The organism is Allocoprococcus comes, from assembly GCF_013300725.1.
GTDB classification, from domain to species: Bacteria; Bacillota; Clostridia; order Lachnospirales; family Lachnospiraceae; genus Allocoprococcus; species Allocoprococcus comes_A.
Window position 1 is genome coordinate 1 of sequence record NZ_JAAIMM010000006.1, and the last position, 22,566, is coordinate 22,566.

At 38.6% G+C, this 22,566-nt stretch carries 34 protein-coding genes, 1 tRNA gene and 2 pseudogenes; 5 read left to right on the forward strand and 32 right to left on the reverse strand.

What is annotated here, in order from left to right; translation table 11 throughout:
- The 6 genes from G4407_RS04370 to G4407_RS04395 form a co-directional block, all read right to left on the reverse strand.
- A partial coding sequence (locus G4407_RS04370) for a DNA cytosine methyltransferase (protein WP_243868764.1) occupies positions 1-295 on the reverse strand: 295 nt, incomplete at its 3' end.
- 46 nt (positions 296-341) lie between these two features.
- Entirely contained in the window at positions 342-893 is a 552-nt protein-coding gene (locus tag G4407_RS04375; protein WP_007884604.1) for a hypothetical protein, read from the reverse strand.
- Positions 894-1,047: 154 nt separating this feature from the next.
- Positions 1,048-1,338 carry a hypothetical protein gene (locus G4407_RS04380; RefSeq protein ID WP_007884594.1) on the reverse strand — a complete coding sequence of 97 codons (291 nt, stop codon included), beginning with the start codon at positions 1,336-1,338 and terminating at the stop codon, positions 1,048-1,050.
- Positions 1,335-2,243, reverse strand: coding sequence for a ParM/StbA family protein (locus G4407_RS04385; RefSeq protein WP_044912250.1), 909 nt, complete (start codon positions 2,241-2,243; stop codon positions 1,335-1,337). The genes G4407_RS04380 and G4407_RS04385 overlap by 4 nt, the downstream gene beginning before the upstream one ends.
- Positions 2,244-2,429: 186 nt before the next feature.
- Positions 2,430-2,762 (reverse strand): DUF5720 family protein, encoded by a 333-nt coding sequence (locus tag G4407_RS04390; protein WP_118305907.1) that lies wholly within the window; start codon positions 2,760-2,762, stop codon positions 2,430-2,432.
- A gap of 40 nt (positions 2,763-2,802) precedes the next feature.
- Positions 2,803-3,114 carry a hypothetical protein gene (locus tag G4407_RS04395; protein WP_215727210.1) on the reverse strand — a complete coding sequence of 104 codons (312 nt, stop codon included), beginning with the start codon at positions 3,112-3,114 and terminating at the stop codon, positions 2,803-2,805.
- 210 nt (positions 3,115-3,324) lie between these two features.
- Between G4407_RS04395 and G4407_RS04400 the strand changes: the two genes are divergently transcribed.
- Positions 3,325-3,561, forward strand: a complete 237-nt coding sequence (locus G4407_RS04400) for a helix-turn-helix domain-containing protein (RefSeq protein ID WP_005341369.1) — start codon at positions 3,325-3,327, stop codon at positions 3,559-3,561.
- A 328-nt stretch (positions 3,562-3,889) separates the two neighbouring features.
- Here the strand turns inward: G4407_RS04400 and G4407_RS04405 are convergent.
- From G4407_RS04405 to G4407_RS04420, 5 genes and pseudogenes are all read right to left on the reverse strand, one after another.
- A pseudogene (locus G4407_RS04405) lies at positions 3,890-4,141 on the reverse strand (flavodoxin); the annotation flags it as partial.
- Between the two features lie 126 nt (positions 4,142-4,267).
- Positions 4,268-4,471 (reverse strand): annotated as a pseudogene (locus tag G4407_RS04410) (hypothetical protein); the annotation flags it as partial.
- Positions 4,472-4,488: 17 nt separating this feature from the next.
- Positions 4,489-5,031, reverse strand: coding sequence for a flavodoxin family protein (locus G4407_RS04415; RefSeq protein ID WP_173687904.1), 543 nt, complete (start codon positions 5,029-5,031; stop codon positions 4,489-4,491).
- A gap of 2 nt (positions 5,032-5,033) precedes the next feature.
- Positions 5,034-5,168, reverse strand: a complete 135-nt coding sequence (locus G4407_RS16700; protein ID WP_274597642.1) for a hypothetical protein — start codon at positions 5,166-5,168, stop codon at positions 5,034-5,036.
- Between the two features lie 20 nt (positions 5,169-5,188).
- Positions 5,189-6,187 (reverse strand): alpha/beta hydrolase, encoded by a 999-nt coding sequence (locus G4407_RS04420; RefSeq protein ID WP_173687905.1) that lies wholly within the window; start codon positions 6,185-6,187, stop codon positions 5,189-5,191.
- Between the two features lie 119 nt (positions 6,188-6,306).
- On the opposite strand from G4407_RS04420, the gene G4407_RS04425 reads away from it, so the two are divergent.
- Positions 6,307-6,744, forward strand: coding sequence for a MerR family transcriptional regulator (locus tag G4407_RS04425; protein ID WP_173687906.1), 438 nt, complete (start codon positions 6,307-6,309; stop codon positions 6,742-6,744).
- A gap of 30 nt (positions 6,745-6,774) precedes the next feature.
- Here G4407_RS04425 and G4407_RS04430 read toward each other — a convergent pair whose 3' ends face one another.
- Both G4407_RS04430 and G4407_RS04435 read right to left on the reverse strand, forming a co-directional pair.
- A complete protein-coding gene (locus G4407_RS04430) occupies positions 6,775-7,305 on the reverse strand; it encodes a GNAT family N-acetyltransferase (RefSeq protein WP_173687907.1) in 531 nt (176 codons plus the stop codon).
- A gap of 27 nt (positions 7,306-7,332) precedes the next feature.
- Positions 7,333-7,818 (reverse strand): GNAT family N-acetyltransferase, encoded by a 486-nt coding sequence (locus G4407_RS04435; RefSeq protein ID WP_173687908.1) that lies wholly within the window; start codon positions 7,816-7,818, stop codon positions 7,333-7,335.
- A gap of 349 nt (positions 7,819-8,167) precedes the next feature.
- Here G4407_RS04435 and G4407_RS04440 point away from each other — a divergent pair, with 349 nt between their 5' ends.
- Entirely contained in the window at positions 8,168-8,362 is a 195-nt protein-coding gene (locus G4407_RS04440; RefSeq protein ID WP_330585980.1) for a DUF6061 family protein, read from the forward strand.
- A gap of 70 nt (positions 8,363-8,432) precedes the next feature.
- On the opposite strand, the gene G4407_RS04445 is transcribed toward G4407_RS04440, so the two are convergent.
- The 3 genes from G4407_RS04445 to G4407_RS04455 form a co-directional block, all read right to left on the reverse strand.
- The gene (locus G4407_RS04445) at positions 8,433-8,600 is read right to left on the reverse strand and encodes a hypothetical protein (RefSeq protein WP_019162966.1); all 168 of its coding nucleotides are present in this window, start codon (positions 8,598-8,600) and stop codon (positions 8,433-8,435) included.
- Positions 8,600-9,313, reverse strand: coding sequence for an HAD-IC family P-type ATPase (locus G4407_RS04450; protein WP_330585969.1), 714 nt, complete (start codon positions 9,311-9,313; stop codon positions 8,600-8,602). The genes G4407_RS04445 and G4407_RS04450 overlap by 1 nt, the downstream gene beginning before the upstream one ends.
- Positions 9,314-9,376: 63 nt before the next feature.
- Positions 9,377-9,652, reverse strand: coding sequence for a metal-sensing transcriptional repressor (locus tag G4407_RS04455; RefSeq protein ID WP_173687909.1), 276 nt, complete (start codon positions 9,650-9,652; stop codon positions 9,377-9,379).
- Between the two features lie 213 nt (positions 9,653-9,865).
- Between G4407_RS04455 and G4407_RS04460 the strand changes: the two genes are divergently transcribed.
- Positions 9,866-10,969 (forward strand): uroporphyrinogen decarboxylase/cobalamine-independent methonine synthase family protein, encoded by a 1,104-nt coding sequence (locus G4407_RS04460; RefSeq protein ID WP_173687910.1) that lies wholly within the window; start codon positions 9,866-9,868, stop codon positions 10,967-10,969.
- A gap of 136 nt (positions 10,970-11,105) precedes the next feature.
- Here the strand turns inward: G4407_RS04460 and G4407_RS16520 are convergent, their stop codons facing one another.
- The 13 genes from G4407_RS16520 to acgA form a co-directional block, all read right to left on the reverse strand.
- Positions 11,106-11,522: a hypothetical protein gene (locus G4407_RS16520; protein WP_243868758.1), complete on the reverse strand. Its 417-nt coding sequence runs from the start codon at positions 11,520-11,522 to the stop codon at positions 11,106-11,108.
- 517 nt (positions 11,523-12,039) lie between these two features.
- A tRNA-Ser gene (locus tag G4407_RS04470) sits at positions 12,040-12,110 on the reverse strand.
- Positions 12,111-12,210: 100 nt separating this feature from the next.
- On the reverse strand, positions 12,211-12,873 hold the full coding sequence (locus G4407_RS04475; protein WP_173687911.1) for a hypothetical protein: 663 nt from the start codon (positions 12,871-12,873) through the stop codon (positions 12,211-12,213).
- Positions 12,874-12,973: 100 nt separating this feature from the next.
- On the reverse strand, positions 12,974-13,282 hold the full coding sequence (locus G4407_RS04480; RefSeq protein WP_173687912.1) for a helix-turn-helix domain-containing protein: 309 nt from the start codon (positions 13,280-13,282) through the stop codon (positions 12,974-12,976).
- A 39-nt stretch (positions 13,283-13,321) separates the two neighbouring features.
- Positions 13,322-14,188, reverse strand: coding sequence for a TrmH family RNA methyltransferase (locus G4407_RS04485; RefSeq protein WP_173687913.1), 867 nt, complete (start codon positions 14,186-14,188; stop codon positions 13,322-13,324).
- Positions 14,189-14,232: 44 nt separating this feature from the next.
- The gene (locus tag G4407_RS04490; RefSeq protein WP_173687914.1) at positions 14,233-14,505 is read right to left on the reverse strand and encodes a hypothetical protein; all 273 of its coding nucleotides are present in this window, start codon (positions 14,503-14,505) and stop codon (positions 14,233-14,235) included.
- A gap of 153 nt (positions 14,506-14,658) precedes the next feature.
- Positions 14,659-15,171: an HD domain-containing protein gene (locus G4407_RS04495; RefSeq protein ID WP_173687915.1), complete on the reverse strand. Its 513-nt coding sequence runs from the start codon at positions 15,169-15,171 to the stop codon at positions 14,659-14,661.
- 238 nt (positions 15,172-15,409) lie between these two features.
- Complete coding sequence (locus G4407_RS04500; RefSeq protein WP_173687916.1) at positions 15,410-16,345, reverse strand: DUF1848 domain-containing protein; 936 nt, start codon at positions 16,343-16,345, stop codon at positions 15,410-15,412.
- A 58-nt stretch (positions 16,346-16,403) separates the two neighbouring features.
- Positions 16,404-17,318: an SIR2 family NAD-dependent protein deacylase gene (locus tag G4407_RS04505; RefSeq protein ID WP_173687917.1), complete on the reverse strand. Its 915-nt coding sequence runs from the start codon at positions 17,316-17,318 to the stop codon at positions 16,404-16,406.
- Complete coding sequence (locus G4407_RS04510; RefSeq protein ID WP_173687918.1) at positions 17,269-18,042, reverse strand: protein-ADP-ribose hydrolase; 774 nt, start codon at positions 18,040-18,042, stop codon at positions 17,269-17,271. Before G4407_RS04510 ends, G4407_RS04505 begins: the two co-directional genes overlap by 50 nt.
- Positions 18,039-18,650, reverse strand: coding sequence for a 4Fe-4S binding protein (locus tag G4407_RS04515; protein WP_173687919.1), 612 nt, complete (start codon positions 18,648-18,650; stop codon positions 18,039-18,041). The genes G4407_RS04510 and G4407_RS04515 overlap by 4 nt, the downstream gene beginning before the upstream one ends.
- Before the next feature lies 1 nt (position 18,651).
- Positions 18,652-19,716 carry a radical SAM/SPASM domain protein, ACGX system gene (gene acgM, locus G4407_RS04520; RefSeq protein ID WP_173687920.1) on the reverse strand — a complete coding sequence of 355 codons (1,065 nt, stop codon included), beginning with the start codon at positions 19,714-19,716 and terminating at the stop codon, positions 18,652-18,654.
- Positions 19,717-19,743: 27 nt separating this feature from the next.
- On the reverse strand, positions 19,744-19,989 hold the full coding sequence (gene acgA / locus G4407_RS04525; protein WP_173687921.1) for an ACGX-repeat peptide: 246 nt from the start codon (positions 19,987-19,989) through the stop codon (positions 19,744-19,746).
- A gap of 212 nt (positions 19,990-20,201) precedes the next feature.
- Between acgA and G4407_RS04530 the strand changes: the two genes are divergently transcribed.
- The gene (locus G4407_RS04530; protein ID WP_173687922.1) at positions 20,202-20,522 is read left to right on the forward strand and encodes a winged helix-turn-helix transcriptional regulator; all 321 of its coding nucleotides are present in this window, start codon (positions 20,202-20,204) and stop codon (positions 20,520-20,522) included.
- A 243-nt stretch (positions 20,523-20,765) separates the two neighbouring features.
- Here G4407_RS04530 and G4407_RS17145 read toward each other — a convergent pair whose 3' ends face one another.
- Genes G4407_RS17145 through G4407_RS04545 form a run of 3 tightly spaced genes read right to left on the reverse strand, consistent with a single transcriptional unit; the run spans position 20,766 to position 22,464 of the window.
- Complete coding sequence (locus G4407_RS17145) at positions 20,766-21,002, reverse strand: winged helix-turn-helix transcriptional regulator (RefSeq protein WP_173687923.1); 237 nt, start codon at positions 21,000-21,002, stop codon at positions 20,766-20,768.
- 48 nt (positions 21,003-21,050) lie between these two features.
- The gene (locus tag G4407_RS04540; RefSeq protein WP_173687924.1) at positions 21,051-22,013 is read right to left on the reverse strand and encodes a translation initiation factor 2; all 963 of its coding nucleotides are present in this window, start codon (positions 22,011-22,013) and stop codon (positions 21,051-21,053) included.
- Between the two features lie 10 nt (positions 22,014-22,023).
- Positions 22,024-22,464 (reverse strand): DUF4869 domain-containing protein, encoded by a 441-nt coding sequence (locus G4407_RS04545; protein ID WP_173687925.1) that lies wholly within the window; start codon positions 22,462-22,464, stop codon positions 22,024-22,026.
- Positions 22,465-22,566: the final 102 nt, after the last annotated feature.

The following is a 22,566-nucleotide window of genomic DNA, read 5'->3' on the forward strand; positions in this document are numbered from 1 at the left end:
ATCCTTCTCGCTTTCCGGCGATAGAGAATGCCTGGCAAGGAAATCCTGCACAGAGTAAATCAAAATCTGGCATTCGTTCTGGTTCGATTGTTCTTGCGTCATTACAATACCACTCCCCTTCCGTATCAAACAGCAATCGGTAGTTCTTATCCGCATAAGTATCCACCTCGCAATGTCCGACACAGACAAAGTTTCCTGCCCGTCTTAAGCCTTCACGAAATCCCCCGATTCCGCTAAAGAGATCAAAAAATTGAATGGTTGCGGCTATCAACCTCCTTTTTGCTGATAAAAACAGGCGGCATGATCTCTCATACCGCCCTTCGTTATTCTGTATCAATTGGTTACCATTCTGTTGGTTCTTCTGCTTTAGATTCTTCCGGATCAGTCTCTCCTTCTGGTTCAGTTTCCTCTTCCGGTTCACTTTCCCCTTCTGGTTTGTTTTCCTCTTTCGGTTCACTTTCTCCATCCGGTTCGGCTTCCTCTTCTGGTTCACTTTCCCTTTCCGGCTCAGTTCTTTCTTCCGGTTGAGTTTCTTCTGTTCCCAATTCTCCAGTTGTCTGTTCGGATTCTTCAGGCTGCTCTTTGCTTTGCCATTCGACCTCTACCTTTTCCAGTGCTTCTTCTATAATCTGAATTAAGAAGTCTTTCTGTTTCATGTGTTTCTTTCCGATGACTACTTTTAATCTCTGGAATAATTCCTCTGATACCTGTACTGCTACTGTTCTTACTGCTCCCATGCTTATTTCTCCTTTTCCTTCCACTCTGTTGAAATGTTCTTCAATGACCTGTTGTAAAAATTTTTGTGTGCTGCTTTCTGTGAGTTCAATCTCTTCTCTTACTTTCTCATGTAAGTCCATCGGGATCTTTCCGCAGATATTTTTCATCTCTGCCATAACCTTTCTCCTTTCACTTTTGCTACACACAACATACTCCAAAGCCGCATGGAAAGCTATTCACAATACCCACCAAAGATATCGATGCATTTCTTGCCTTACCCCTAGCAGATCCAACAATGTATGTATCGTGCAATCATAGGCCTCACCCCCTTTACAAATTTTCCATTTGAGATAGAAAATCCATCATCTGATCTGGTATTTCTTCCGATGATAGTTTCGTTGTCGATTGTTCCGTAGTGCCACATATTCCTAATTCCCGAACACTTTCTTTTATCGTCTTTTGAATGACTTCTTCCATCCATTTCCGATCCTCTTTTTCCAGAATTGCCTGAACCAGATACTGGCTTTTCTGCCCTTCTGGAACACTTTGAAATTTCTCCCATGCCCTCTGGTGTTCTGGATTTTTCAGGTTCGGGCGGAACGAATATACCGGGCGTGTCATCTCGTCCACATCTGCTCTACAATCCGTTCATACCCTGTTGCGTTGGCATGGACGTCCTCTATAAAAACGGGGCGGCAAATCGCGTCCTGTGCGGTCACGTGGCGTTTTAAAATTGCGGAGCCTCCCCCCATAAATACGGTGGGTACTGCCCGGAGATCAAACCCGGATTCTGTCACCGCAGACAGTATTCTTTCTATATATTTCCGTCCGTTTTCCTGTATGATCCGTCTGGCCTCCTCTGCCATACTGCAAGATTCCCTCCGAAGCACACGCTCAATTTGAGTTTCTGTCACAGACAGTCCGGTATTTCTACGCACTTGTTCTGCTGTCTCATCAATACATCGGATTACTCCAAGTTCCAGACTTCTGCACGTTGCTGCATTCGGAACAGCATTGTCCAGCCTCATAAGGTCAACGGTCCAGCCACCAATATCAACAAGCAGAACAGACGGTTCATTCTTCAGATACTCTGGATGCAGAGCAAGCGCAGAGTATCCCTGTGGGAACAGTTTCACATCTTTTATTGTTATCTCATATAACTCACTTTCATATAAAAATCGCACTGGCTGCTCTTTCCGCAACAGATACTCCCTGAATCCCTGTTTCTCTCTTCCAAAACTTGAAAGCGGAAGTCCGACAGCCAGAATTACCTCTGTCTTTCGTTCCGCTTTCCGATGCTTGATTTCTTCTGCAATGGCTGCCAACGTCAGCAGATAATAATTATCATTTGACGTTTTATTTTTTACCAGCGTCTGTCTTCCCGTACCGCAGACATAATACTTTCCTTGATATTGCAGAACATTCTGCATGGTATACGGCTCGTAATCATACCCAATAATTCCACTTGGGAAAGACACTTGTCTTGTTTTAATGGCATAATAGCCATGATCAATTCCTATGATTATCACAATCACACCCTTTCATTTTTCTGTTTAACGTAAGGTCAAAAATGCTTTCACTGCTGCAACGGATTGTTGCAAAAGTGCCATTCGTGAACACTTTTCCATGTTCCAGCGTCCCAAAACCTGCGGAAAATCTGGCTTTTTTATACCACTATCGCCAGAGGAACACTACTGTTCCTTCGCAGCCGGTTATAAAATATCCCTCTCCCGTCGGCGGTCCAGCCTGTCCGGGGGAGGGATATATCGCAAGTTTCCTTTTTGAACAATCGCCTGTCTTTTTATTTTTATGAGGTGTTTTTCCTGCTTTTGTAAAATGGGAAGATACTCCGGTTCTGTCAGAAACTTTCGTATGTAATTCCCCTTTTCTCCCAGCTTGTTATCATTTCCTAACAGCTCCATTTCTACCATGTAATGGGTATCTGGATGAAATCTCTTCTCACACAAAATGCTGTCCCCTTTTATATAATCAGATTTAGCCGATTCTCTTGCTGCCGCCAAGAGTTCATAAATACTTACTTCCACCTCTTATCACCTCCCAAAAGACCAGAAAAAAGCAGACCTCTTAATCGAAGTCTGCTCCTGTCGGATATGGTAATCCTCTTTCTTCATATTTTTTATCGATATAATTTCGAATCCATTCCCTGTATTCTTCCGTTAATGCCAGTTCCTGAAATTCTAACAACCACTTTTCCCCTTTTGCTTCGTCATCAAGCCATCGATCTTCTATGCACTCCGGCTCATCTAACATTTTCATCATCGCTTCAAATGGCTCTTTTACATCATCACCAAATTCTTTCCATAAGGCGATTCCATAGTTCTCCAGTTCAAAAAATTCTGTCAGATATGTCAATCGTTCCATATCCCCCAATGTCATTCTTTTTTCACCTGACAATAATGCTCGATCTCTTTTGCCACATAGATTTAAAAATTTTCTCTTTTCCATCTCCACATCCATTATACTTTTACCTCTTCCTGTTAAAAATAATTCCTTATTACGAAACATTATAAAATTTAAATTCTTTAGAATCAATATATATGTTTCTGTATTACGAATCTTTTTATTTTATAAGGGGAGTTCATCATTATGCAAAAGATTAGACCAGATATGGATATTGGTAAAAATATCCAAGCAATTCGATATAAAAACAATATGACTCAAGACCAAGTAGTTGCAAAATTAAATCTTATGGGTATCTCCATCACCAAAAGTACCTATGCCAAACTGGAAACAAATCGCATGAACATTAAGGCATCTGAATTAGTTGCACTTGCAAAACTCTTTCATACCGATATCAATGCTTTCTTTTCCGGCTTGCTATAGTTCGACATTCCCCGACTCCCTGTGTATATAATAGCATATTAAAAATAAGAACCAGTCTATATTCTTATCGGATATAAACCAGTTCTTTTTTCTTATCAAATAATATAAAAGTGACAGGGAATTCAGATTCTTATCTTCTGTCACTCATGTAATTATTATTCTATTTTAAATTTAATGAATTTACCCATTCTTGAATTTCTTTTTCAATGTTATTTTCTATATAAACGTCATACACATTTTTCCACATTATCTGTGTATACTGTTATTTTCAACCCCATAATTATAACTTGGTACACGCTATACACTACTATAAACTGTACTCCATTTTAGGGAATCCTAAAAGAATCTCGTCATAAGAACTCATATCCATCTCTTTTTTCATAATCTCCGGTCTGTATTTCTTATCACTCATTTCCACACTGCTGCGGGATTTTTTATCCATCCAATTCAGATCAGTTTTTGTATATGGAACTTTCGGTTCAATCTCAAATAAATCAGCTTTTACTTCCTCTGCAATCATCTCTGCTACTTTTTTTGTTGTTCCGCTTGCGCTGAAAAATGCAACTAATTTTTTACTCATAATAAAAAGCCCCTTTCTTTGCGAATTTCTCGCATAAAAATAGATGTATAAGATTTGATTTTCTCTTATACATCTATTTTATACCCAATTATTTTATTATGTCTAATGCTTATATTGAATTCTCTTCTATGCCTGAAAAGCATTTATTTCTTCTATCATTTTACTGACTGCCAGAGAATATGGAATATTTCGTCTCCAGGCAATCACAGTACTTGTCGTGATTTCAGGAGAAATTCTTCGCTGTACAAGAATATCCTCTCGCCAATATTTTGCAGCACCTTCGATGGATACCGGATACCCCAGTCCATTTGCTGCCATAACTCCGGCATTGGGTACTCTTTTCAAACTTATAATTTTTTTCCAAGTTCATATGCTTTCTTCATTACATCTACATGGCTTGCAGCTGTATTTGCATCATTAATCCCACCGCCACCGATCATGCCTTTCAAGGAAGCCTTTTCAAAACAGTCTACCCAGCCTTGCAGACCATTATAGGCTTTTTCAAATGCACTTTCATCATTTTCAGCGGCAGTTGCAATCATATAAATATCTCTGAATGAATAATCTGTCGAATATAAAGGATTCAATCTATCAAGAAGTGTTTTCATCTGACCGCACATCTCATAGTAATAAATTGGTGTTGCATAGACAATGACCTCCGCATCCTTTACCTTTGCCATAATATCAGCAACATCATCCTTCAGTACACACATCCCAGTCTTCTGGCAGGAAAGACAACCGATACAATATTTTATATCTTTTCCTTTCAAAGAAAGAAGTTCCACATCATGCCCGGCTTCTTTTGCTCCCTTTGCACACTCTTTTGCGAGTATATCAGAATTGCTTCCTCCTCGAAGACTTGTCGATATGATCAATACTTTTTTTGCCATGATTAAATTTCTCCTTTTGTATGATATTTGTTATTCAGCTCCATTGTTATTTTTAATGCTCTTTGAGACAACTCGTGCATAACCAGATGCTCTTCACTTCCACCATCTACAGTATATCCGGGCTTTATATTACTCAAATATTCCTCACATGTCATGACTAACCAACCCCATTTTCTTCAAAAAATTTCTGGATTTTATCAAATGGAATTACATCCAGATTATCGTAAAGATCTGTATGAACAGCCCCTGGAATTGTTAGCAGTTCTTTATTGGATGTGTACTTGCTGTCCTTGATCATATTCTCATAAGCATCTTTTCCAAAATAATAGCTGTGCGCTTTTTCTCCGTGAACGATAAGAACTGCATTTCTGATTTCATTACTGTACTTTAATATTGGCTGATTCATAAATGACATACATCCAATACTGTTCCAGCCATCATTGGAATTCAGGCTCCTTTTATGATAACATCTGCCTTTATAATACTCACTGTAATCTTTAACGAAGAAAGGCGCATCTTCCGGAACCGGAAGAGGAACACAACCACCGCCTCTGGAATATTCGCCTTTACGGTATTCTTGTGTTCTAAGGGTATTCAGCGACTGTTTCTTCGCATAACGTGCTTCTTCACTGTCCTCAGAATCAAAGTACCCATTCGCATTTACCCTTGTCATATCATACATAGTAGATGCAACAGTTACCTTTATTCTTGTATCCAATGCAGCTGCGTTAAGTGCCATTCCACCCCATCCACAGATTCCAATGATTCCTATTTTATCCCGATCCACATCTTCTCGAACAGAAAGGAAATCTACAGCAGCCATAAAATCTTCTGTATTAATATCCGGTGAAGCCATGTATCTTGGATTGCCTCCACTTTCCCCCGTAAAAGAAGGATCAAATGCAATGGTAAGATATCCTTTTTCAGTCATCGTCTGCGCATATAATCCGGAACACTGTTCTTTGACTGCGCCAAATGGTCCACTTACGGCAATCGCAGGATATTTCCCAGATGTATTTTTCGGCTTATACAGATCTGCAGCAAGTGTGATTCCATAACGATTTACAAATGTTACTTTCTGATGATCTACTTTTTCACTCTGTGGAAAAGTTTTATCCCATTCAGATACCAGCTTTAATTCTTCTGTTTTTAACATATTTATCATCCTTCCATATGCAAAATTTCTTGTAAATACACTAACAATAGTATATGATATAAATATCATATAACCTGAAGTTAACTTTAGGTCAAGCACTTTTTGAAAGAAGGTTTATTATGTATACAATCGGTCAGGTCTCTGCAATGTTTGGTATTCCTGTTTCTACCTTAAGATATTATGACAAGGAAGGCTTTTTCCCTAATCTGGAACGTAAGGGAAACATCCGTTATTTCAGCGATAATGAACTGGAAGCTCTTCGTATTATTGAATGTCTGAAGAAATCCGGTCTTGAGATCAAAGATATAAAGCAATTTTTCATCTGGGTATCTGAAGGCAGCTCCAGCTATGAAAAAAGGAAAGAATTATTTGAATCCAGAAAATCAGCTGTTGAAACTGAAATCCGGGAACTTCAAAAAACTCTTTCCCTCTTAAAATTTAAGTGCTGGTATTATGAAACAGCAATGAAAGATGGTAACGAAGATACTATAAATGCCATGTTGCCTGACAAACTTCCAGAAAATATACAGAAACTGTATGACAAAGGACATGAGTGATTTTTGTTTTCTTCAGCAAACTTGAATTTGTCAAAAACAAAGTTCGCAATACTTGCAGATGTGTTTTCTCCCGTGATATTCTTCTTCCTCGGTTTCGTCCGTCTGCCGCATCCCGTACTTTTCCATCACGCGAAGGCTCGCAGTATTCTCCGCAAAATAGCCTGCGGTAATCTTTCGGAATCCCATTTCACGTAACTCTGTAATCACTGCATGCACCGCTTCTGTTGCATACCCACACCCCTGGTAGCGTGGGTGGACAACATATCCGATTTCTATCTCATCATCTTCAATTCCACAGTCATTGATAAAGCCAATGATTTTTCCATTCAAATAAATGCCATATTCCAGATGTTTATCATCTTCCACCTGGCTGAAAGAGATCAACTTCTGTACCAATTCTTCCAGACAACGCCGAGATTCCATTTTCGGTACCATAAAGGTGTCTGTAACTTCCGGCATTGTAAGAATGTCCAGCAGTTCATCGGCATCCTGCGCAGAATACGGCTTTAACGTGAGCCGTTCCGTTTGAATCATTGCTTTTTTCTTGATGGGTCTTGCCATGTGCATATCCTCCACAACTTTTGATTGTTATCCATTCGTATATCTTAAATAATAGTAGTCGTTTCCTTCCATAACAGCTGTTTTTCGAAACCCATGCCGTAAATAAAAACGTTCTGCCTGAATATTATCCTTATGGCATCCTAACGCAATGGGACGTTTGCCAAAGTCACGATAAACAAGCTGTATCGTCTGTTCCAATATTTCTCCGCCAATCCCACAACCACGAAATTCTTTATCAACTACAAATCCCATCAAACGGTAAAAAGGCTCGTTACTCATTTCCGGCGGATCTGTTTTCCAGGGAATTGCCTCTCCCAGAAGAATGAGCCCTATCGGCTTTTCATGATACTTTACAACGAAGGTATGCCCAATACAATGATGATTAACACCGTAATCCGTAAGATTCATTATAGTTGAAGCCGTATCAACAAAACCCTCGGGTATATCGTCTCTATCAATATTACAAGCATCCGAAAAATTCTGGTGTGTTAATTCCTCAAATTCTATATTCATAATTACCCCCACACAAATCCCGATTGAGATTTCACCTGTTTTAAGAAATTTAAATAACTGTTATATTTTGTTATTAAATTCTCCGCAAGTCCTTGAAAACACTGGATTTATCGCAGGTGAGCTTTCCCTTATTGTTTCCCTTGTGTTATATCGTCCCACCATTGTTTACGAACTCTGATAAGGACAAATACAAGGGCAAGAAAAATCTATAAAACAGTATAACACAAAATAAAGGTGACAAGGTGAACTGATTGAAATGCTTCTGATTTTTGTAACTGATGATTGAATGATAAGGAGATTCGATACGATGAGAACGATATTTGCAGAATACAATCCATAACTCAATAGTATTGATGTTTATACCAGCGCAGGTTACATGCTTCGCATTGACTGCTGGAAAGCTGAAAAGAATTTAAAAACCACACCCGGATCAGATTATGCATTGACCTCACTTGCAGTCGATGAACCACTTGAATGTGCGAGATTATATCTTGCTGGAAATTTGCAGATGTGGGTAGATGCAGAAGATTCACTTGAATTGTAAGCAGAATAACAGCGTGGATATTCAGTTTTATGAATTCCCACGCTGTTACTATTCCTAAAAATTATCTTTTTTACAAAATCAAAAGAACCAAACATATAGTGAAAATTATTATTCCAAGTGCACTAGCAATTGAATATATCTTTTTTGATTCTGAATCATTTTTTTCTTTTACTAAATAATAAATACCAAAACATGAAATAAGAATTCCAATAATCAAACCAATAACCTTAACTGTCATTATTTTTTACTCCCCCATTTTAATAAGAATGCTGAATTTATAATCACAAATATTGAACCCGCATTATGCACGAGTGCGCCAACAACAGGATTTAAGATTCCCAAAATTGCCAATGTAATTGCTATGAAATTCAGAGTCATTGAAAAAGTCATATTCAGTTTGATCGTAACCATCATATGCTTGGACAATGCTACCAGATGTGGCAGTTCTTTCACCTCATCATCCACTAATGCTATGTCAGCAGCATCTACTGCTATATCGCTTCCAACACCACCCATAGCAATTCCAACATCAGCTTTTTTTAATGCCGGAGCATCATTGACACCATCGCCAATCATGCATACTGGCATTCCGTTTTTTTGATATTGTTCAATGTATGCAAGCTTATTCTCTGGCATACAGTTTGCTTTTACATCTTCAATATGTAGTAAAGACGCTATCGTATTTGCAGCATTTTCATGATCTCCGGTCAAAAGGACTGGACATATACCAAGTTTTAAAAGTTCATCTATCATGTTTTCACTTTCCTTGCGTACAGTGTCTGATAATGCAAGAAAACCGGCAAAAGTATTATTTACAGATACATAAATGATGGTACATCCCTGTCTGATATAGTCTTTCGTATCTTCCAGAGCCGGTATCTCCACATGATACGCTGTTAATAACTCCGTATTACCCGCAAGCACCCTTTTTCCCTCTATCTCTGCACACACGCCTCTTCCCGGGATCATCTGAAAATTTTCTGGCTCATCCACTTTTTTACTTGTATCTGACAATTATTTCATATTTGAAAATCGTTCTACCGCTTTTGTAAATTGTTCAATTGTTTTATCCGCATCACCATGCTCAATACCATCTCTGACACAATGTTTGATATGTCCCTCTAAAACAACCTTTCCACACCCATGAAGAGCTGATTTAGCAGCATTAATCTGAGAAAGAATATCTTCACATGGAACATCCTCGTCAACCATGCGATCAATTGCCTGTACCTGACCAATTATTTTTTTTAAACGACGATGTAAATTATCTGCATCCATACATTGCTTCATATTAAGTTCCTCCATACTATAAGGGGTATATGTTTATTGTACTATACTGGTTAAATAAAGTCAATTTGGCATTTGATTTTAATAGCAACCAGGTATCCATAGTTTAAAGCTATATCAAACACTACTTTTTTCGTATTATACAAACACACTATTTTTTGACATAATACAGATAAATCAAACACAACTTGTACAATATCAGGGAGGAATTTTATTATGATAAATCTCACATATGACATCGTAGGTTCATTTCTCAGACCTGCCGAAATTAAAGAAGCACGTAAAGCCTACAAAGAAGGTACTCTTTCCAGAGAAGACCTGACAAAGATCGAAGATCAGACAATTGCTGATCTGGTAGAGAAAGAAGTTTCTCACGGCTTGAAATATGTTACAGATGGAGAATTCCGCCGCAGATGGTGGCATTTGGACTGGTTAAAAGAATTTGACGGATTTGATACCATTCATTTTACAAAAGAGATCAACGGAACCCTCAATGAAATTGAACTCGGAACAGTAACCGGTAAATTCTTCTACGACAAAAACAAAGCACACCCTGAACTTCGCGCCTGGGACTATCTCCACTCACTTGCACAGAAGTATGATGGCATTACCGCAAAAAAATGTATTTCCGGACCAAATATGATCCTGATCGATCATTTTCTTCAGCTTGGTAACAAAGAAACTCCTTACTACGGAACCGATATCAATGCTTTGATCGATGATATTGCCAAAGCTTATCAGGATGCCATTCAGGATTTTTATGTCCACGGCTGTCGTTATCTGCAGATTGACGATACGTCCTGGACTTATCTCATTGATGAGAACTTCTTAAAGAAAGTAACAGCTCTCGGGTATACACAGGAACAGATTTTAAGCTGGTTCCAGCTGGTATCAACCAAAGCTCTGGAAAACAAACCAGAAGATTTCTTTATTGCAACTCATTTCTGCAAGGGTAACTTTAAAGGAAATCCTCTTTTCCACGGTTTTTATGATTCCGTTGCACCGGTGATTACTGAAATTCCGTATAATGCATTTTTTGTAGAATATGATGATGCCCGCTCCGGTTCTTTTGATCCATGGAGTGTTTTAAAAGACAAGGATGCGATCTTTGTTGCCGGTCTGATTTCTACCAAGAATCCAGTTCTGGAAGATCATGATCTTCTGAAAAAACGCTACACCGAAGCACGTCTGGTTGTCGGTGATCAGATTGCACTTTCGCCACAGTGCGGATTTGCTTCTGTCGAAGAAGGAAACTGTATTGATGAAGAAACACAGTGGAAGAAGATTGATTTGCTGGTATCTTGTCAGGATTTTTTATAAGTTTGAAACGCCGTACTACTTAGTTAGTGCGGCGGACAAACAACTCTTTTCTGCTTTAAATTCTACATTTTTTCTATAGCAATTTTTTCCCTTACTTAACCTAAAACTATCTATAACTTCCTCGATAATTCATTTTTTAGTCCCAAAGTGCAAAAAAGTGTTCCTTCAGCAAATCCATCGCTTCATTTTTGCACTGTTCTCTATACTTTTCCAATTCTTTATCTTCAGCAAAATATTTTTCCGATATTTCTTTAAATTCCGATATCTCATCCATAAAATGCATTGTTCTGCTTCCATGTTTCTGACTTTCTTTCAATTCTTCTTCTGTCTGCAATTTTTCTCCAAATAAACCGTATCTCTTCACAAATTCTTTATACGCTTTACCATACTCTTCATCATATGGGTTCTTTCTCTTGCATGTTTCTTCATTAGACTCTCGCCAAAGAAAAATCATATGATCCAGAATTTTATTCCATTCTGCATGGCAAGTATCATTTACCAGAATTCCTTCTTTGTTTGTATAATTTTCTCCAAGATATCCTGGTGATCCCATCCGGTTATCTCGCAAATCCTGTAACATTTCTGGAATAAGATTTTGCAAATGTACATACATATTCCATTTATCACATTCCGCATATCCTCTTATGACACGCTGCCAACTCCAATACATACACCTTTTAAAATGTTTTATTTTAGCTGCAAACTTACTTTTTTTACCAAGCCCACATATTTGAAAATCTTCTTTTTTCCAAATATTATTCACTGATTTTCCTTTTCTCCCATTCATAAATCTACTCTCTCTATTCATTTTCTAATAAAGCCGCAGCTTTTACGCTGCGACTTCTATCTCTACATGCCTGCATTGCAGCCATGCGGATTATCCCTGGTCAATTGGTTTAACACCTTAACCTGCTTCATGGATTTCAGCACATTGTTATGCCTAAATGAAAGTTTTCTATTTACACAAAACCATTTAAGAACAAAATAGTTAACACTTCATGATTAAACATTCAAACAAAACCTAAAATGATTAACGTTTGTAGATGTATATACCATCCAATATCAGCTCTTTAAAGGCAGGATTTGAACCCGCGACATCATGATTAGCAATCATGTACGCTACCAACTGCGCCACTTTTTACTGAGCATCCAGTTAATCAAAACCGGTATTACCTTCTTGTAACCTAACCCTGTTACAGGGAAACCAAGTTCGGGATTTTCGCAATACAGGCAATGATACATCAGGCAATTTCTATAAATGTAGTTGCATTTGACACTTTAATCTGTGTATCCAGTTCTTTCAAAAGAATATTCCGTTTTTCATCCAATGCTTCCAGCTTTTTCTTTACATCCAAAGGATCTATAAGTTCTGTTGTATTTTCCTTGACATAAGCATCAACTACACCAAGCGGCTTGTCATCTTTTACTTTCGTGTCACGCCCAAGAATACTTAAACGCATATTCTCCGCCGTTGCCTGAAGCTGACTGTTCTTCATATCACAAAACCGTACTCGCTCATTATATTCATCACTCAGCTTTTCTCGAAGTTTCCCTTCAAAATCTGCTTCTCCTTCATAGGAATCTATACCTCTAAGTCTGCTTCTGAGAGAAATAGCTCCTGCAACGGTAAATGTTCCATAAGATGTCTTGATTTTTGTCTTAGCATTCGACTCTACGATTGCTGCATCAATCTTCTGAAAACGTTCTATCAGATCTCCAATCTGCTGATATGCGGCCTCTGCTTCCTTTACATATTCTGTCTTCTCGATCCTTTTTGCAAACACTTTATCTTCATTCAGCTTAATCGTATCTACAAAGCTTGCCTTTGCAATTTTATCCGTAATTTTCTTTACTAACAGATCTCTTTCATCCAGTGCCTGTGTAACTAACATCTTCTCACTCATAAAAAAATCCTCCTGTAAAATCATTTCCAACTTCTGATAGAAATAATTTTACCGAAGGATTCCTCATTTGTCATTGAACTTGTAGTATAATAGCACTCTGTTATGCTACTTTTCTTTCACTAAGTCTGTCATAATATGCATGCAAATGTCTGCGCTGTAAGAATTTCTTATCCGATTCAATAAATTTTCTATTACCACACAGCAGCTCATCTACCGGCAGCTGAAATAATTCGCTGAGTGCATATAAATTGTCAATCGTAGGAAGACTGCTTCCATTCAACCAGTGGTAAACGCTCTGAACACTTCCGAGTCCCAAATACTGCTGCACATCTTTCACAGAAAAACCATGCATCTTCATAATTCTTTTCAATCTGATTCCTGTTGCCTTCATATCAATTGTTGGGATCATCGTTCTTCTCCTTCATTTCATCTTAAATGTACTGAATAATTACACCTTTATTTTCCCAAGCTGCCAGAATGCCACCGCACTCGCCGCTGCCACATTCAGCGAATCAACGCCATGTGTCATCGGAATTTTAACCGTATAATCACATAGCGCTATTGTCTCGTTTTCCAGTCCTTCACCTTCATTTCCAAGAATAACTGCCAACTTTTCTTCCTTCATCAGTTCCGGATCATCGATGCTGACCGAATCATCAGTCAGCGCAAGTGCTGCCGTCTTATAGCCAAGCTTTTTCAATTCTGCAATCACCTGTTTTGGCCAGATTACTTCCCGCTTGCACCGCATTTCATTGCTATCCCGGATAAATGTCCACGGAATCTGAAATACGGTTCCCATACTCACCCTGGAAGCCCGTCTGTAAAGCGGGTCACTGCATCCCGGACTCAGAAGTACCGCCTCCATATTAAGAGCCGCTGCAGACCGGAAAATTGCTCCTACATTTGTCGGATTCTGCACATTTTCAAGAATCGCGATTCTGTTTATCCCATCACACAGATCCTGAAATTTTCGAAGCGGTTTCCGTCTCATTGCACAAAGCATTCCTCTGGTCAGTTTGAAGCCTGTCAATTTAGTCAGCACCTCAAAATCCGCTGTAAAAATCGATACTTTCGTATCATCAAATCTGTTCATAATCTGGCTTGTTTCTTCATTCTCTTCCATCTGCTTCTTTTCAACAAGAACAGACAATGGCTCATAACCTGCATCCAACGCTCTGCCGATCACCTTCGGACTTTCTGCAATGAACATTCCCTCTTCTGGGTGATCTTTATTCAGAAGCCGTGCTTCTGTGCACCTGGCATAAATATCCAATTCCGGCGCATTAAAGTCTTTGATTTCTATTACGTTCATCATTCCTTTTCCCCTGTTTTCATCCGTATATTTAATCTGATCACCTTTTACAGACCTTCGCGATACACCTTATTGATCGTTGTCTGCGCATGTTCCAATTCTTTTTTCTGGATAATTGCGTTCCGGTCGCTTAGAATTGCCAGCATCTCATCCACCACGTCTTCCGGTCTCGGATCCGATATCCGGTACAGATATCCAAGCATTCTTGTTGCTGTGTAATCTGTATTCATCTGTTTATATGCGATTTCCCGGCAGAGGCTGTCCGGGTAACCTTTCTGCTGCAGTGCTTTGTAAAGTTCATCTTGTTTTGATTGTGTCATAAATACTACTCCAAATTTATTTTCTTTCCATTGTTCTTTCTACATTATACTGAGAACAACTTTTGAAATCAATCCGTTTTCTATGACTACAAACCAAAAAGCAGCCAATCCTGTTTCGATCAGCCGCTTCTCCTGTTATCCGTTATTTTTTTATTATTCTTCTCTTAAAAATATGGATTCCAACAACCTACATCCCACTGCCGTCTTAAAAATACAGGATTTCGCATTTTCAATCGACACTTTTGAAAAATTACTCTCACTTGCATTTACAAGAAAATCTGCCTCTATTAAAATCTGATAATCCATCCCATCTATATTAGTGTATGTATGATGATGTGTGACCAGCCAGATAATACGCTCCACTTTCTGTTCTGATACAGACATTCCTTCAAAAAACTCCTTTACCAGCGGTTCACTTTCAAGTTCCTGATTTTTACCATTTGTGTTCCCATATTTTTCACGGCAAAGTGGACAGGATATGTCATGCACAACCGCTGCAAGTTCCAGAACTTCCTGTGTGTTTTCATCCACACTTTCCTGCTCCCCTATCGTCTTTGCATATGCCCATACTTTCAGGAAATGCTCGATATCTCTCAAATTCCCCTGATAAAAACCAATCATTTTTTCAATGGCAACTGCTATAATTTTAGATTTTTCGTCTTTCATTGCGTGGTTCCTCCTGCCTTTTCTGATTTATCTTTTATAACTATAGCATATTCTATAATTTTCTACCAAACTTATTTACATGCCACACTTCCAGAGCAGAAATTCGAATATTTTTTATGTATAACTTTTATTCCGTTTGAAAACATAATATCAATATCATTTGCCGAACCATATCTGACTATTTGTGCACTCATCCCATTTCTCATTATATTTTTCTTCCCAAAACGTCCTCTAATTACTAAAACTCCAATCGAATCTGTCCGTCAATCCAGCTTTTCTGTATTGCCTCACGAATAATATCACCTGGCATATATCCACCAATTAAAAACGGGGAATCAGGATTATGCTTTCTCATATTTTCTTTGACCAAAACCGGATTTACATTCGCATAACAGTATTTACACAAATGTCCGCAAGTATCATAGGCACCTATATCTGTCCCCAATAGACATGCACATTCCCCATTTCTCTGATTTTTCTTTCTCTTTGGAACTTCCAGCCTGCTATGAAGAGCTGTCTCAAATGTATGAACAGTCATACATCCGGAGCAATCTGCACCATATTTGGCAAGCTCTTCTCCTTCCGCACAAGGCTTCAAAACCATTCCGTACTTTGACGCTATGTTGACAAATGCTTTTCCTATCATAGCCCTGTCTTCTGCCCGCACTGATTTTGCTTCTGGAAAATTGCGTTCCACCTTTTTATAAATATCTATAAAGCTGATTACACATGTCTTTGTGTATCCGCTTAATGTAGCTGCTATTTTTTCAAATTCAGAGATATGCCATTCCACCGAATGTTCCACGTCTACGAAAATCGGATCATATCTCCATCCCACACTGTCTATACCTACAACATCCGACAATGCTTTAAAACCTTCCATCACAGTTTCTTTATCCGGAACGTTTGGCTCAATATCTCTTCCGTAAGGTGTAATTGTTACAAACCAGTATTGACCATACGGTTTTAACTCATCAAGAAACGGCAGCATTGGAAGAGGGTTTTTCGTGCAGAATGCGATCAGATCCACAACTTCCGGTGAAAGGCTGTATTTCGTCACCTGTTTTGGATTATAGGGATTCCTCACGCATACATATCCTTCTTTTATCCGATTCAAAAACCATTTTGAATAAAATGCAGGTATATCTGTTCTCATTCCTGTTTGTATTATCATTTTATCACACCCTCTTTGTCACTATTCGCTCCATTCACAGCCGTTCTTTATCACAAGTCTACAGTTCTTTCAGGACTTCTCCGATATCTTCATTCACGCAGACAGATTTTTTCCTTATTTCTTCCGGTGCATAGGCTTCACCTTGATTCAGACACACATAAAATGCTTGTGGAAATGTGTTTGTCATCTGCCAGAACGGATATTTTATAATCCCGGGAGTATTATATCCTACACCAAGTTCAAGGAACACTATTTTCTGCTTTTTATGATCCTGTATAAATTGCTCGTACCGTTCTGCTGCCTGGTGCCATCCCTCATCTTCAACAAATGTCTGATCCGATCTTAAGTTCATACTCATTGGCTTACCACAGTGCGGACAATATGGAATCAGACTCGTCGGAATCGTAAGCTTTATTTCTCCGTCTTCCGGTTTTTGCATTTCCCCGTCTTTTATCTGAAATCCCTGACTCAGCACCATTTTCTTTATGATTTCTTCATTGTCATAGGTTTCCTTATGGCAAGGCTCACTACATTGAAACAGACCATAATCTCCCTGTGTATAAAAGATTCTGTTTTTATCAAAGCCGGCTTTTTGGAAGCAATGATCCACATTTGTCGTCAGTACAAAATAATCCTTCTCTTTCACCAGATCATACAAGTTCTGATATACCGGTTTTGGCGCATACATATATCGATTAATATAGATATATCTGCACCAGTATCCCCAGTGTTTTTCCAATGTTTTGTATGGATAGAAGCCTCCTGCATACATATCGGAAAATCCATATTTCTTTCTGAAATCCGAAAAATATTTTTCAAATCTTTCACCGTTATACACAAAACCGGCTGATGTGGAAAATCCCGCACCAGCTCCGATTATAATAGCATCTGCTTCTTGAATCTTTTCTTTTATCTGTAACATCTTATCCGAGTAACTGTTTGTAGAGTCGTTCATCTTCCTCTTTAAAAACATTAAATATCACCTTTATCTTTGATTTTGTCTTTTCTTTATATTGCTTTACTGTCTGTACTGCAAGTTCAGCAGCTCTTTTATTTGGAAACATGAATACACCAGTTGAAATACAACAAAAAGCAATACTCTTTACCTCATTCTCATCTGCTATCCTAAGACACGATTCATAGCAGGATATCAGTAAACGTTCATGTCCCTTTGTCAGCCTTCCCTGTACGATCGGACCAACTGTATGAATCACATGATCACAGGGCAAATTAAACGCCGGGGTGATCTTTGCATGCCCTGTCGGTTCTTCATGTCTCTGTTTTATCATCATATCATTGCAATAATTTCGCAGCTGAATTCCTGCATAGGTATGAATGCAATTATCAATACAGTTATGACAAGGCTGATAGCAGCCTGTCATACCACTGTTGGCTGCATTTACGATTGCTCCCACCTTAAGTCTTGTAATATCGCCCTTCCAGATAGAAAGATCAGGTTGTACCTCCCTGATATCTTCCAATGTGACAATCCCTTTCTTCTCATTTTCTTCTGAAAGGTACGCATCCTGAATCTGCAAAAATGCGTGGTCCATTTTTCTCGGCATTCTTATATTCATAAGTGACCGAAGCAGCATTTTCTGCTCGCCTGCATCTGAAGGGATCTGCATATTCTCATATTCTGGTCGCTCTTTCAACAATCCTTCAATTAAATATTTTCTTCTGTCATCCTGATTCATTTCCTGATCACCGCTTTCACCGGACAGTGTTCATAACAGTTTCCACAGTGCAGACAGTGATTCTGTCGGATGACAAAAGATGTTCCCTTCTCAATACATTTCTGTGGACAATGTTTCATACATGTCCCGCAGCCGATACAGGATTCTGTTATGTAATATCCCTTTTCTTTTACACTTACATTTCCAAGAATATATGTCTCCCGGAAAATCGGATTCACTCCAAGGTTAAAATATTCCACTTCCGCCTTATCAATGCAGAAAATAATACCGATTTCTCTTGTATACCCCGGATATACATTTGCAAGATATGGCTGTTCTTCAAAAATGATATCCATCCATTTTTTCTGTTCATTCTCTGCCACTGCGTAAGCCTTTCCTGACAAACGAATCATTTCTTTGTATTTTGTATAAGCAAGAACCTGAACCCTGCCATCTTCCATTAATTCTTTACAAAAATTTTTACCTCTGGCGGTGAAAAAATAGAGTGCATCCGGCTCATAATGAATCGCACTGATATTCCGTATCTGTGGTGCTCCTTCACTGTCCACCGTTGCGAATGCAAGCACTCCCACCAGCTGCATCTTCTTTAAACATGTTTGTAAATCCATTCTATTGCTCCTCCAATAATTCCCCGGTAATCTCATTTCTTGACTTCCAGCACTGCGGATCTGCCCCATAAAAGTTACCGCTTGTTCCATTGGCAACTGCCGGACATCCACGGCACCATGCCTTAAGTTCACACTTACTGCATTTTACAAATTTATCGTAATCTCTGTATTTTTCCATCTGACAGATCCAGACGTCTGCCAGTCGGTCTTCAAAAATATTGGCCACTTTACTGTCTGTCACCCTTCTGCATGCCATAATATCTCCGTTGGAAGATATGGTAATATGACAATTTCCACAGTTACAGCCGCCATAGATCATTCCTGCCTCTGTACTCTCAGGAAGCTTAAACTCTCCTGTTTCATATTCATACAGCGTCCACAAATGATCCTTTTTATTAAAATAGGTCTCACATCCTGTCTTTTCATATGCCTTATACTTTGCATCACAAACTTCCAGAAGTTTTCTGTATTCTTCCGGTGTCATGCTTGTATCAACTTCACCACCTGTAGGCACATAGCGCGAAAATGCAAAAACCTTTACTTTCGCTTTTACAACTTCATCAATAATATCCGGTATCTCTTCCATATTTGTTTTGGATACCGTGCTCATAATTACACTTTTTATTCCTGCTCTGTTCAGACATCCGATCTTCTCAATCGTCAGATCAAAGCTTCCCGGCTTTCTGAACCAGTCATGTGTTTCTCGCATTCCATCAAGGGACATCTGATACTTCTCACAACCACAAACCTTTAACATTCTGCAAATTTCGTCGTTCAAATGAAATGGATTCCCCATTAAGGTAAAAGGTATCTTTTTCGATTTCAGTAATATCATTAATTTCCAAAAATCCGGATGAAGGATAGGATCTCCGCCAGTAATATAGAAATATGGTACTCTGCCATATACTTTGCAGAAATCCTCACAGTTTTCCACTACCTCTGTCATCTGCTTCCAGGTCATGGACTTTAATTCCTTACAGCCTTCGCCTGAGAAAATATAACAATGCTTACACCGCTGATCACATTCATCTGTAATATGCCACTGAAAAGAAAAATACTGACTCATCCTATCCAACTCCTTCCTTAAATCATTCTACTTGTCAGATGCTCCACATGCTGTTCCGCATGCTGTCGGTTTCTCTGCTGGTTTGTCTGCTGCTCCACACGCTGTTCCGCATGCTGCCGGTTTCTCTTCCGGTTTGTCTGCTGCTCCACATGCTGTTCCGCATGCTGCCGGTTTCTCCTCTGGTTTACCTGCTGCTCCACACGCTGTTCCGCATGCTGCACTGGTTTCTGTTTCTGCTTTCTTTTTCCATCCGAAAAGATTTGATAATGCCATTTTGTTACCTCCTGATATTTTTGTTTGTTGTTATCTTTGTTGCAAGATTATAATATCAAGAGTTCTTAACTGACAAAAGTACGCACTTTTTTATTACATAGGCATAAAAAGGTGACCCTGGTTACTTTTTTATAACCTATTGCTTCTTTTGGTCTGTTACATTAAAATTAAATATAACAATAAAAAAGGATGTTATACAAGGAGGCGATCATATGTTAACAAAAGAAGAATTGCCGGAATGTCCGGTTGCAACCACAGTTTCGCTCATCGGCAGTAAATGGAAACTACTGATTATCCGAAATCTGTTAGACCGCCCTTGGCGATTCAATGAATTAAAGAAAAATCTTGAGGGAATCAGTCAGAAAGTTCTCACCGATAGTTTGCGCTCCATGGAAAATGATGGTCTCATAGTTCGCACAGTTTACCCGGAGGTTCCACCAAGAGTTGAGTACAGCCTCAGCGAACTTGGACTTACTCTGAAACCTATTCTCGACTCAATGGTCGAATGGGGTAACGCCTATAAAAAAATGTAGGGGAATTTTTAATGGGTCGAATTAAAAAGAGCTGAAGAGGTCATCTGACCTTTTCGGCTCTTTTTTGAATTCATTTATAAAGTCTACTGATTGACGAATCCTCTATTGGCTTTATGTAATCCCATGCACCGTCCTTACTCACAAGAGCCGAAATTGCAAATCTGGATTGCCGATCCATTCTCCATAACCGAAAACCCATATTTTGTGTAAAATGGCACATTATTTTTATCTTCAGGCATTCCTTCAATATGCATAAAATTTTCTGTCAATAATTCCATCTTCTATCAAGTCTTTCAATGTCGCAGCCAATACAGCATCCGTGATATTGTACATTTCTTTGCGAAGTTCGCTATATCGCAATTTTTCATTAGCAGATAGCACACATATAATGCGCGACTTCCATTTGCCGCCAAATATTGCCAGTCCATATTCAAGAGGACACCGTATATCATCCTCTAATTTTTTCTTGTATCTCACCATATAAAAATTATTCCCTTCTGAGCCTGCACACTTACTTTATTAGTAAACTTATTTCCCCAATTTCACCCCTTCCATCCCATCTACTATCTGCTTTTTATTTTTCTCATGCAAATACACTGGATTCAGTCTGCTTTTCTGATATTTAAAGTATGTTCCTTCCGTCAACTGAATTAACAAATGCGTAAAATATCTTTCCCAGCTAAAATATTCTCTGCTATCTATATAATTTTCCGGTTCCTCTAAAATCTTTTCAATCTCTTTTGACGCAATCAAACCTGATTTTAGAATAATCCATTCAAATGATTCTGGTAAATATAATTTCACATTTACATTCTCCTGTGCCAGTCCATAAAGTTTCTCCATTTCAGCCCCTATTGCAGCTCCGTCCGCAATCACACAGACTTCACCCTGCTTCTCCTTTAAAACAGAATACAACTTTGTTTTTCCACCGGCACTTTCACATTCCATATCATTTTCATCTGCTACAAACTTGAAAAATTCATATCCCGAATTGGAATCCTCAACAACTATTTTCTCCGGTTGTACCGAGAGCCTGTCCATTCCGGAATAAATTCTGTACATCTGCTGATAAACACGGCGTGTATTCTGATATTTCCCAGATGAGTAAAGACCGTAAATTTCTTCAACACTGTATGGAAGATTATATAAATTTTCTCTTGTAATAATCACGAAATAATTATCCGATTTCTGAATCGCTGATGCAAATTCTTCCGAACGTATAAATGCATTTTCTTCATCTATAAAAACAATATTTCCCGAAATATTCTGCAAAATCAGTTTCCAGTCTATTCCCTCAAGCACCCTGCATGGAACATCACAGATCACATCGATCCCACTCGAATTACCCATGTTCGCAAATTGCCGGATCATATTAATCAGAGTTGTCTTTCCCGTCGCACTATCTCCTTTTATGATCGTGATATTCCTTTTAATTTCAAATTCATAATGCAGTTTATTATTTTTTACAATTACCCGGTGTCTACCCTTCATTCATTATCACCTATACATACTCTCCGGCAATCTCCACAAATTCTTTCATATTATGGACGGTCTGCCCTGTATTCAAAATTTTCGCTTCAAATGCATCTTTCCCAAAATTCATGATATGACGCAGATTGATCGTCAGTTCTTTTGCTTCTCCAATTTGTAAAATCCATTTTGAACAATTATCACCACATGCAGAAGCATTAAACACTCTCTCATTTTCATCAAACGCCATCAGCATCAGCGTCTTTACTCCCCCAGATAATTCCTTTGGTGAAATAGGACCAAGTATCGGACTCTCAATTAAATGTGTACCAATTACATCTGATTTGTCTACATCTTTTATCATTTTCACTGATAAGGAATTTGTAATCCATTCATCCTCATATGTGTTATCGAAATATGTCGGAGGATGATAAATTGCTTCCGGCATATCACCTAAATATATATTCAGCATTTTACTCCTCCCAGACTGGGCTTCTTATTTGATACTATTTGCAAAAAAGAGCCACTGCAAATCGTATGCTATGACTCTTTTTTCTATCTCATCTTCTATTTA

What these genes read in the sequence shown, in the direction of transcription:
- G4407_RS04460 (WP_173687910.1), top strand. Translation starts at nt 9,866, where the DNA reads ATGATAAATCTCACATATGACATCGTAGGTTCATTTCTCAGACCTGCC.
- G4407_RS04485 (WP_173687913.1), bottom strand. Translation starts at nt 14,188, where the DNA reads ATGATGAACGTAATAGAAATCAAAGACTTTAATGCGCCGGAATTGGAT.
- G4407_RS04490 (WP_173687914.1), bottom strand. Translation starts at nt 14,505, where the DNA reads ATGACACAATCAAAACAAGATGAACTTTACAAAGCACTGCAGCAGAAA.
- acgA (WP_173687921.1), bottom strand. Translation starts at nt 19,989, where the DNA reads ATGGCATTATCAAATCTTTTCGGATGGAAAAAGAAAGCAGAAACAGAA.
- G4407_RS04545 (WP_173687925.1), bottom strand. Translation starts at nt 22,464, where the DNA reads ATGCTGAATATATATTTAGGTGATATGCCGGAAGCAATTTATCATCCT.
- G4407_RS04380 (WP_007884594.1), bottom strand. Translation starts at nt 1,338, where the DNA reads ATGACACGCCCGGTATATTCGTTCCGCCCGAACCTGAAAAATCCAGAA.
- G4407_RS04420 (WP_173687905.1), bottom strand. Translation starts at nt 6,187, where the DNA reads ATGTTAAAAACAGAAGAATTAAAGCTGGTATCTGAATGGGATAAAACT.
- G4407_RS04415 (WP_173687904.1), bottom strand. Translation starts at nt 5,031, where the DNA reads ATGGCAAAAAAAGTATTGATCATATCGACAAGTCTTCGAGGAGGAAGC.
- G4407_RS04400 (WP_005341369.1), top strand. Translation starts at nt 3,325, where the DNA reads ATGCAAAAGATTAGACCAGATATGGATATTGGTAAAAATATCCAAGCA.
- G4407_RS17145 (WP_173687923.1), bottom strand. Translation starts at nt 21,002, where the DNA reads ATGGTGAGATACAAGAAAAAATTAGAGGATGATATACGGTGTCCTCTT.
- G4407_RS04425 (WP_173687906.1), top strand. Translation starts at nt 6,307, where the DNA reads ATGTATACAATCGGTCAGGTCTCTGCAATGTTTGGTATTCCTGTTTCT.
- G4407_RS04445 (WP_019162966.1), bottom strand. Translation starts at nt 8,600, where the DNA reads ATGACAGTTAAGGTTATTGGTTTGATTATTGGAATTCTTATTTCATGT.
- G4407_RS04495 (WP_173687915.1), bottom strand. Translation starts at nt 15,171, where the DNA reads ATGAAAGACGAAAAATCTAAAATTATAGCAGTTGCCATTGAAAAAATG.
- G4407_RS04455 (WP_173687909.1), bottom strand. Translation starts at nt 9,652, where the DNA reads ATGAAGCAATGTATGGATGCAGATAATTTACATCGTCGTTTAAAAAAA.
- G4407_RS04500 (WP_173687916.1), bottom strand. Translation starts at nt 16,345, where the DNA reads ATGATAATACAAACAGGAATGAGAACAGATATACCTGCATTTTATTCA.
- acgM (WP_173687920.1), bottom strand. Translation starts at nt 19,716, where the DNA reads ATGAGTCAGTATTTTTCTTTTCAGTGGCATATTACAGATGAATGTGAT.
- G4407_RS04530 (WP_173687922.1), top strand. Translation starts at nt 20,202, where the DNA reads ATGTTAACAAAAGAAGAATTGCCGGAATGTCCGGTTGCAACCACAGTT.
- G4407_RS04395 (WP_215727210.1), bottom strand. Translation starts at nt 3,114, where the DNA reads ATGACATTGGGGGATATGGAACGATTGACATATCTGACAGAATTTTTT.
- G4407_RS04540 (WP_173687924.1), bottom strand. Translation starts at nt 22,013, where the DNA reads ATGAAGGGTAGACACCGGGTAATTGTAAAAAATAATAAACTGCATTAT.
- G4407_RS04480 (WP_173687912.1), bottom strand. Translation starts at nt 13,282, where the DNA reads ATGATCCCAACAATTGATATGAAGGCAACAGGAATCAGATTGAAAAGA.
- G4407_RS04375 (WP_007884604.1), bottom strand. Translation starts at nt 893, where the DNA reads ATGGCAGAGATGAAAAATATCTGCGGAAAGATCCCGATGGACTTACAT.
- G4407_RS04435 (WP_173687908.1), bottom strand. Translation starts at nt 7,818, where the DNA reads ATGAATATAGAATTTGAGGAATTAACACACCAGAATTTTTCGGATGCT.
- G4407_RS04505 (WP_173687917.1), bottom strand. Translation starts at nt 17,318, where the DNA reads ATGTTTTTAAAGAGGAAGATGAACGACTCTACAAACAGTTACTCGGAT.
- G4407_RS04515 (WP_173687919.1), bottom strand. Translation starts at nt 18,650, where the DNA reads ATGGATTTACAAACATGTTTAAAGAAGATGCAGCTGGTGGGAGTGCTT.
- G4407_RS04475 (WP_173687911.1), bottom strand. Translation starts at nt 12,873, where the DNA reads ATGAGTGAGAAGATGTTAGTTACACAGGCACTGGATGAAAGAGATCTG.
- G4407_RS16520 (WP_243868758.1), bottom strand. Translation starts at nt 11,522, where the DNA reads ATGGGATCACCAGGATATCTTGGAGAAAATTATACAAACAAAGAAGGA.
- G4407_RS04430 (WP_173687907.1), bottom strand. Translation starts at nt 7,305, where the DNA reads ATGGCAAGACCCATCAAGAAAAAAGCAATGATTCAAACGGAACGGCTC.
- G4407_RS04510 (WP_173687918.1), bottom strand. Translation starts at nt 18,042, where the DNA reads ATGAATCAGGATGACAGAAGAAAATATTTAATTGAAGGATTGTTGAAA.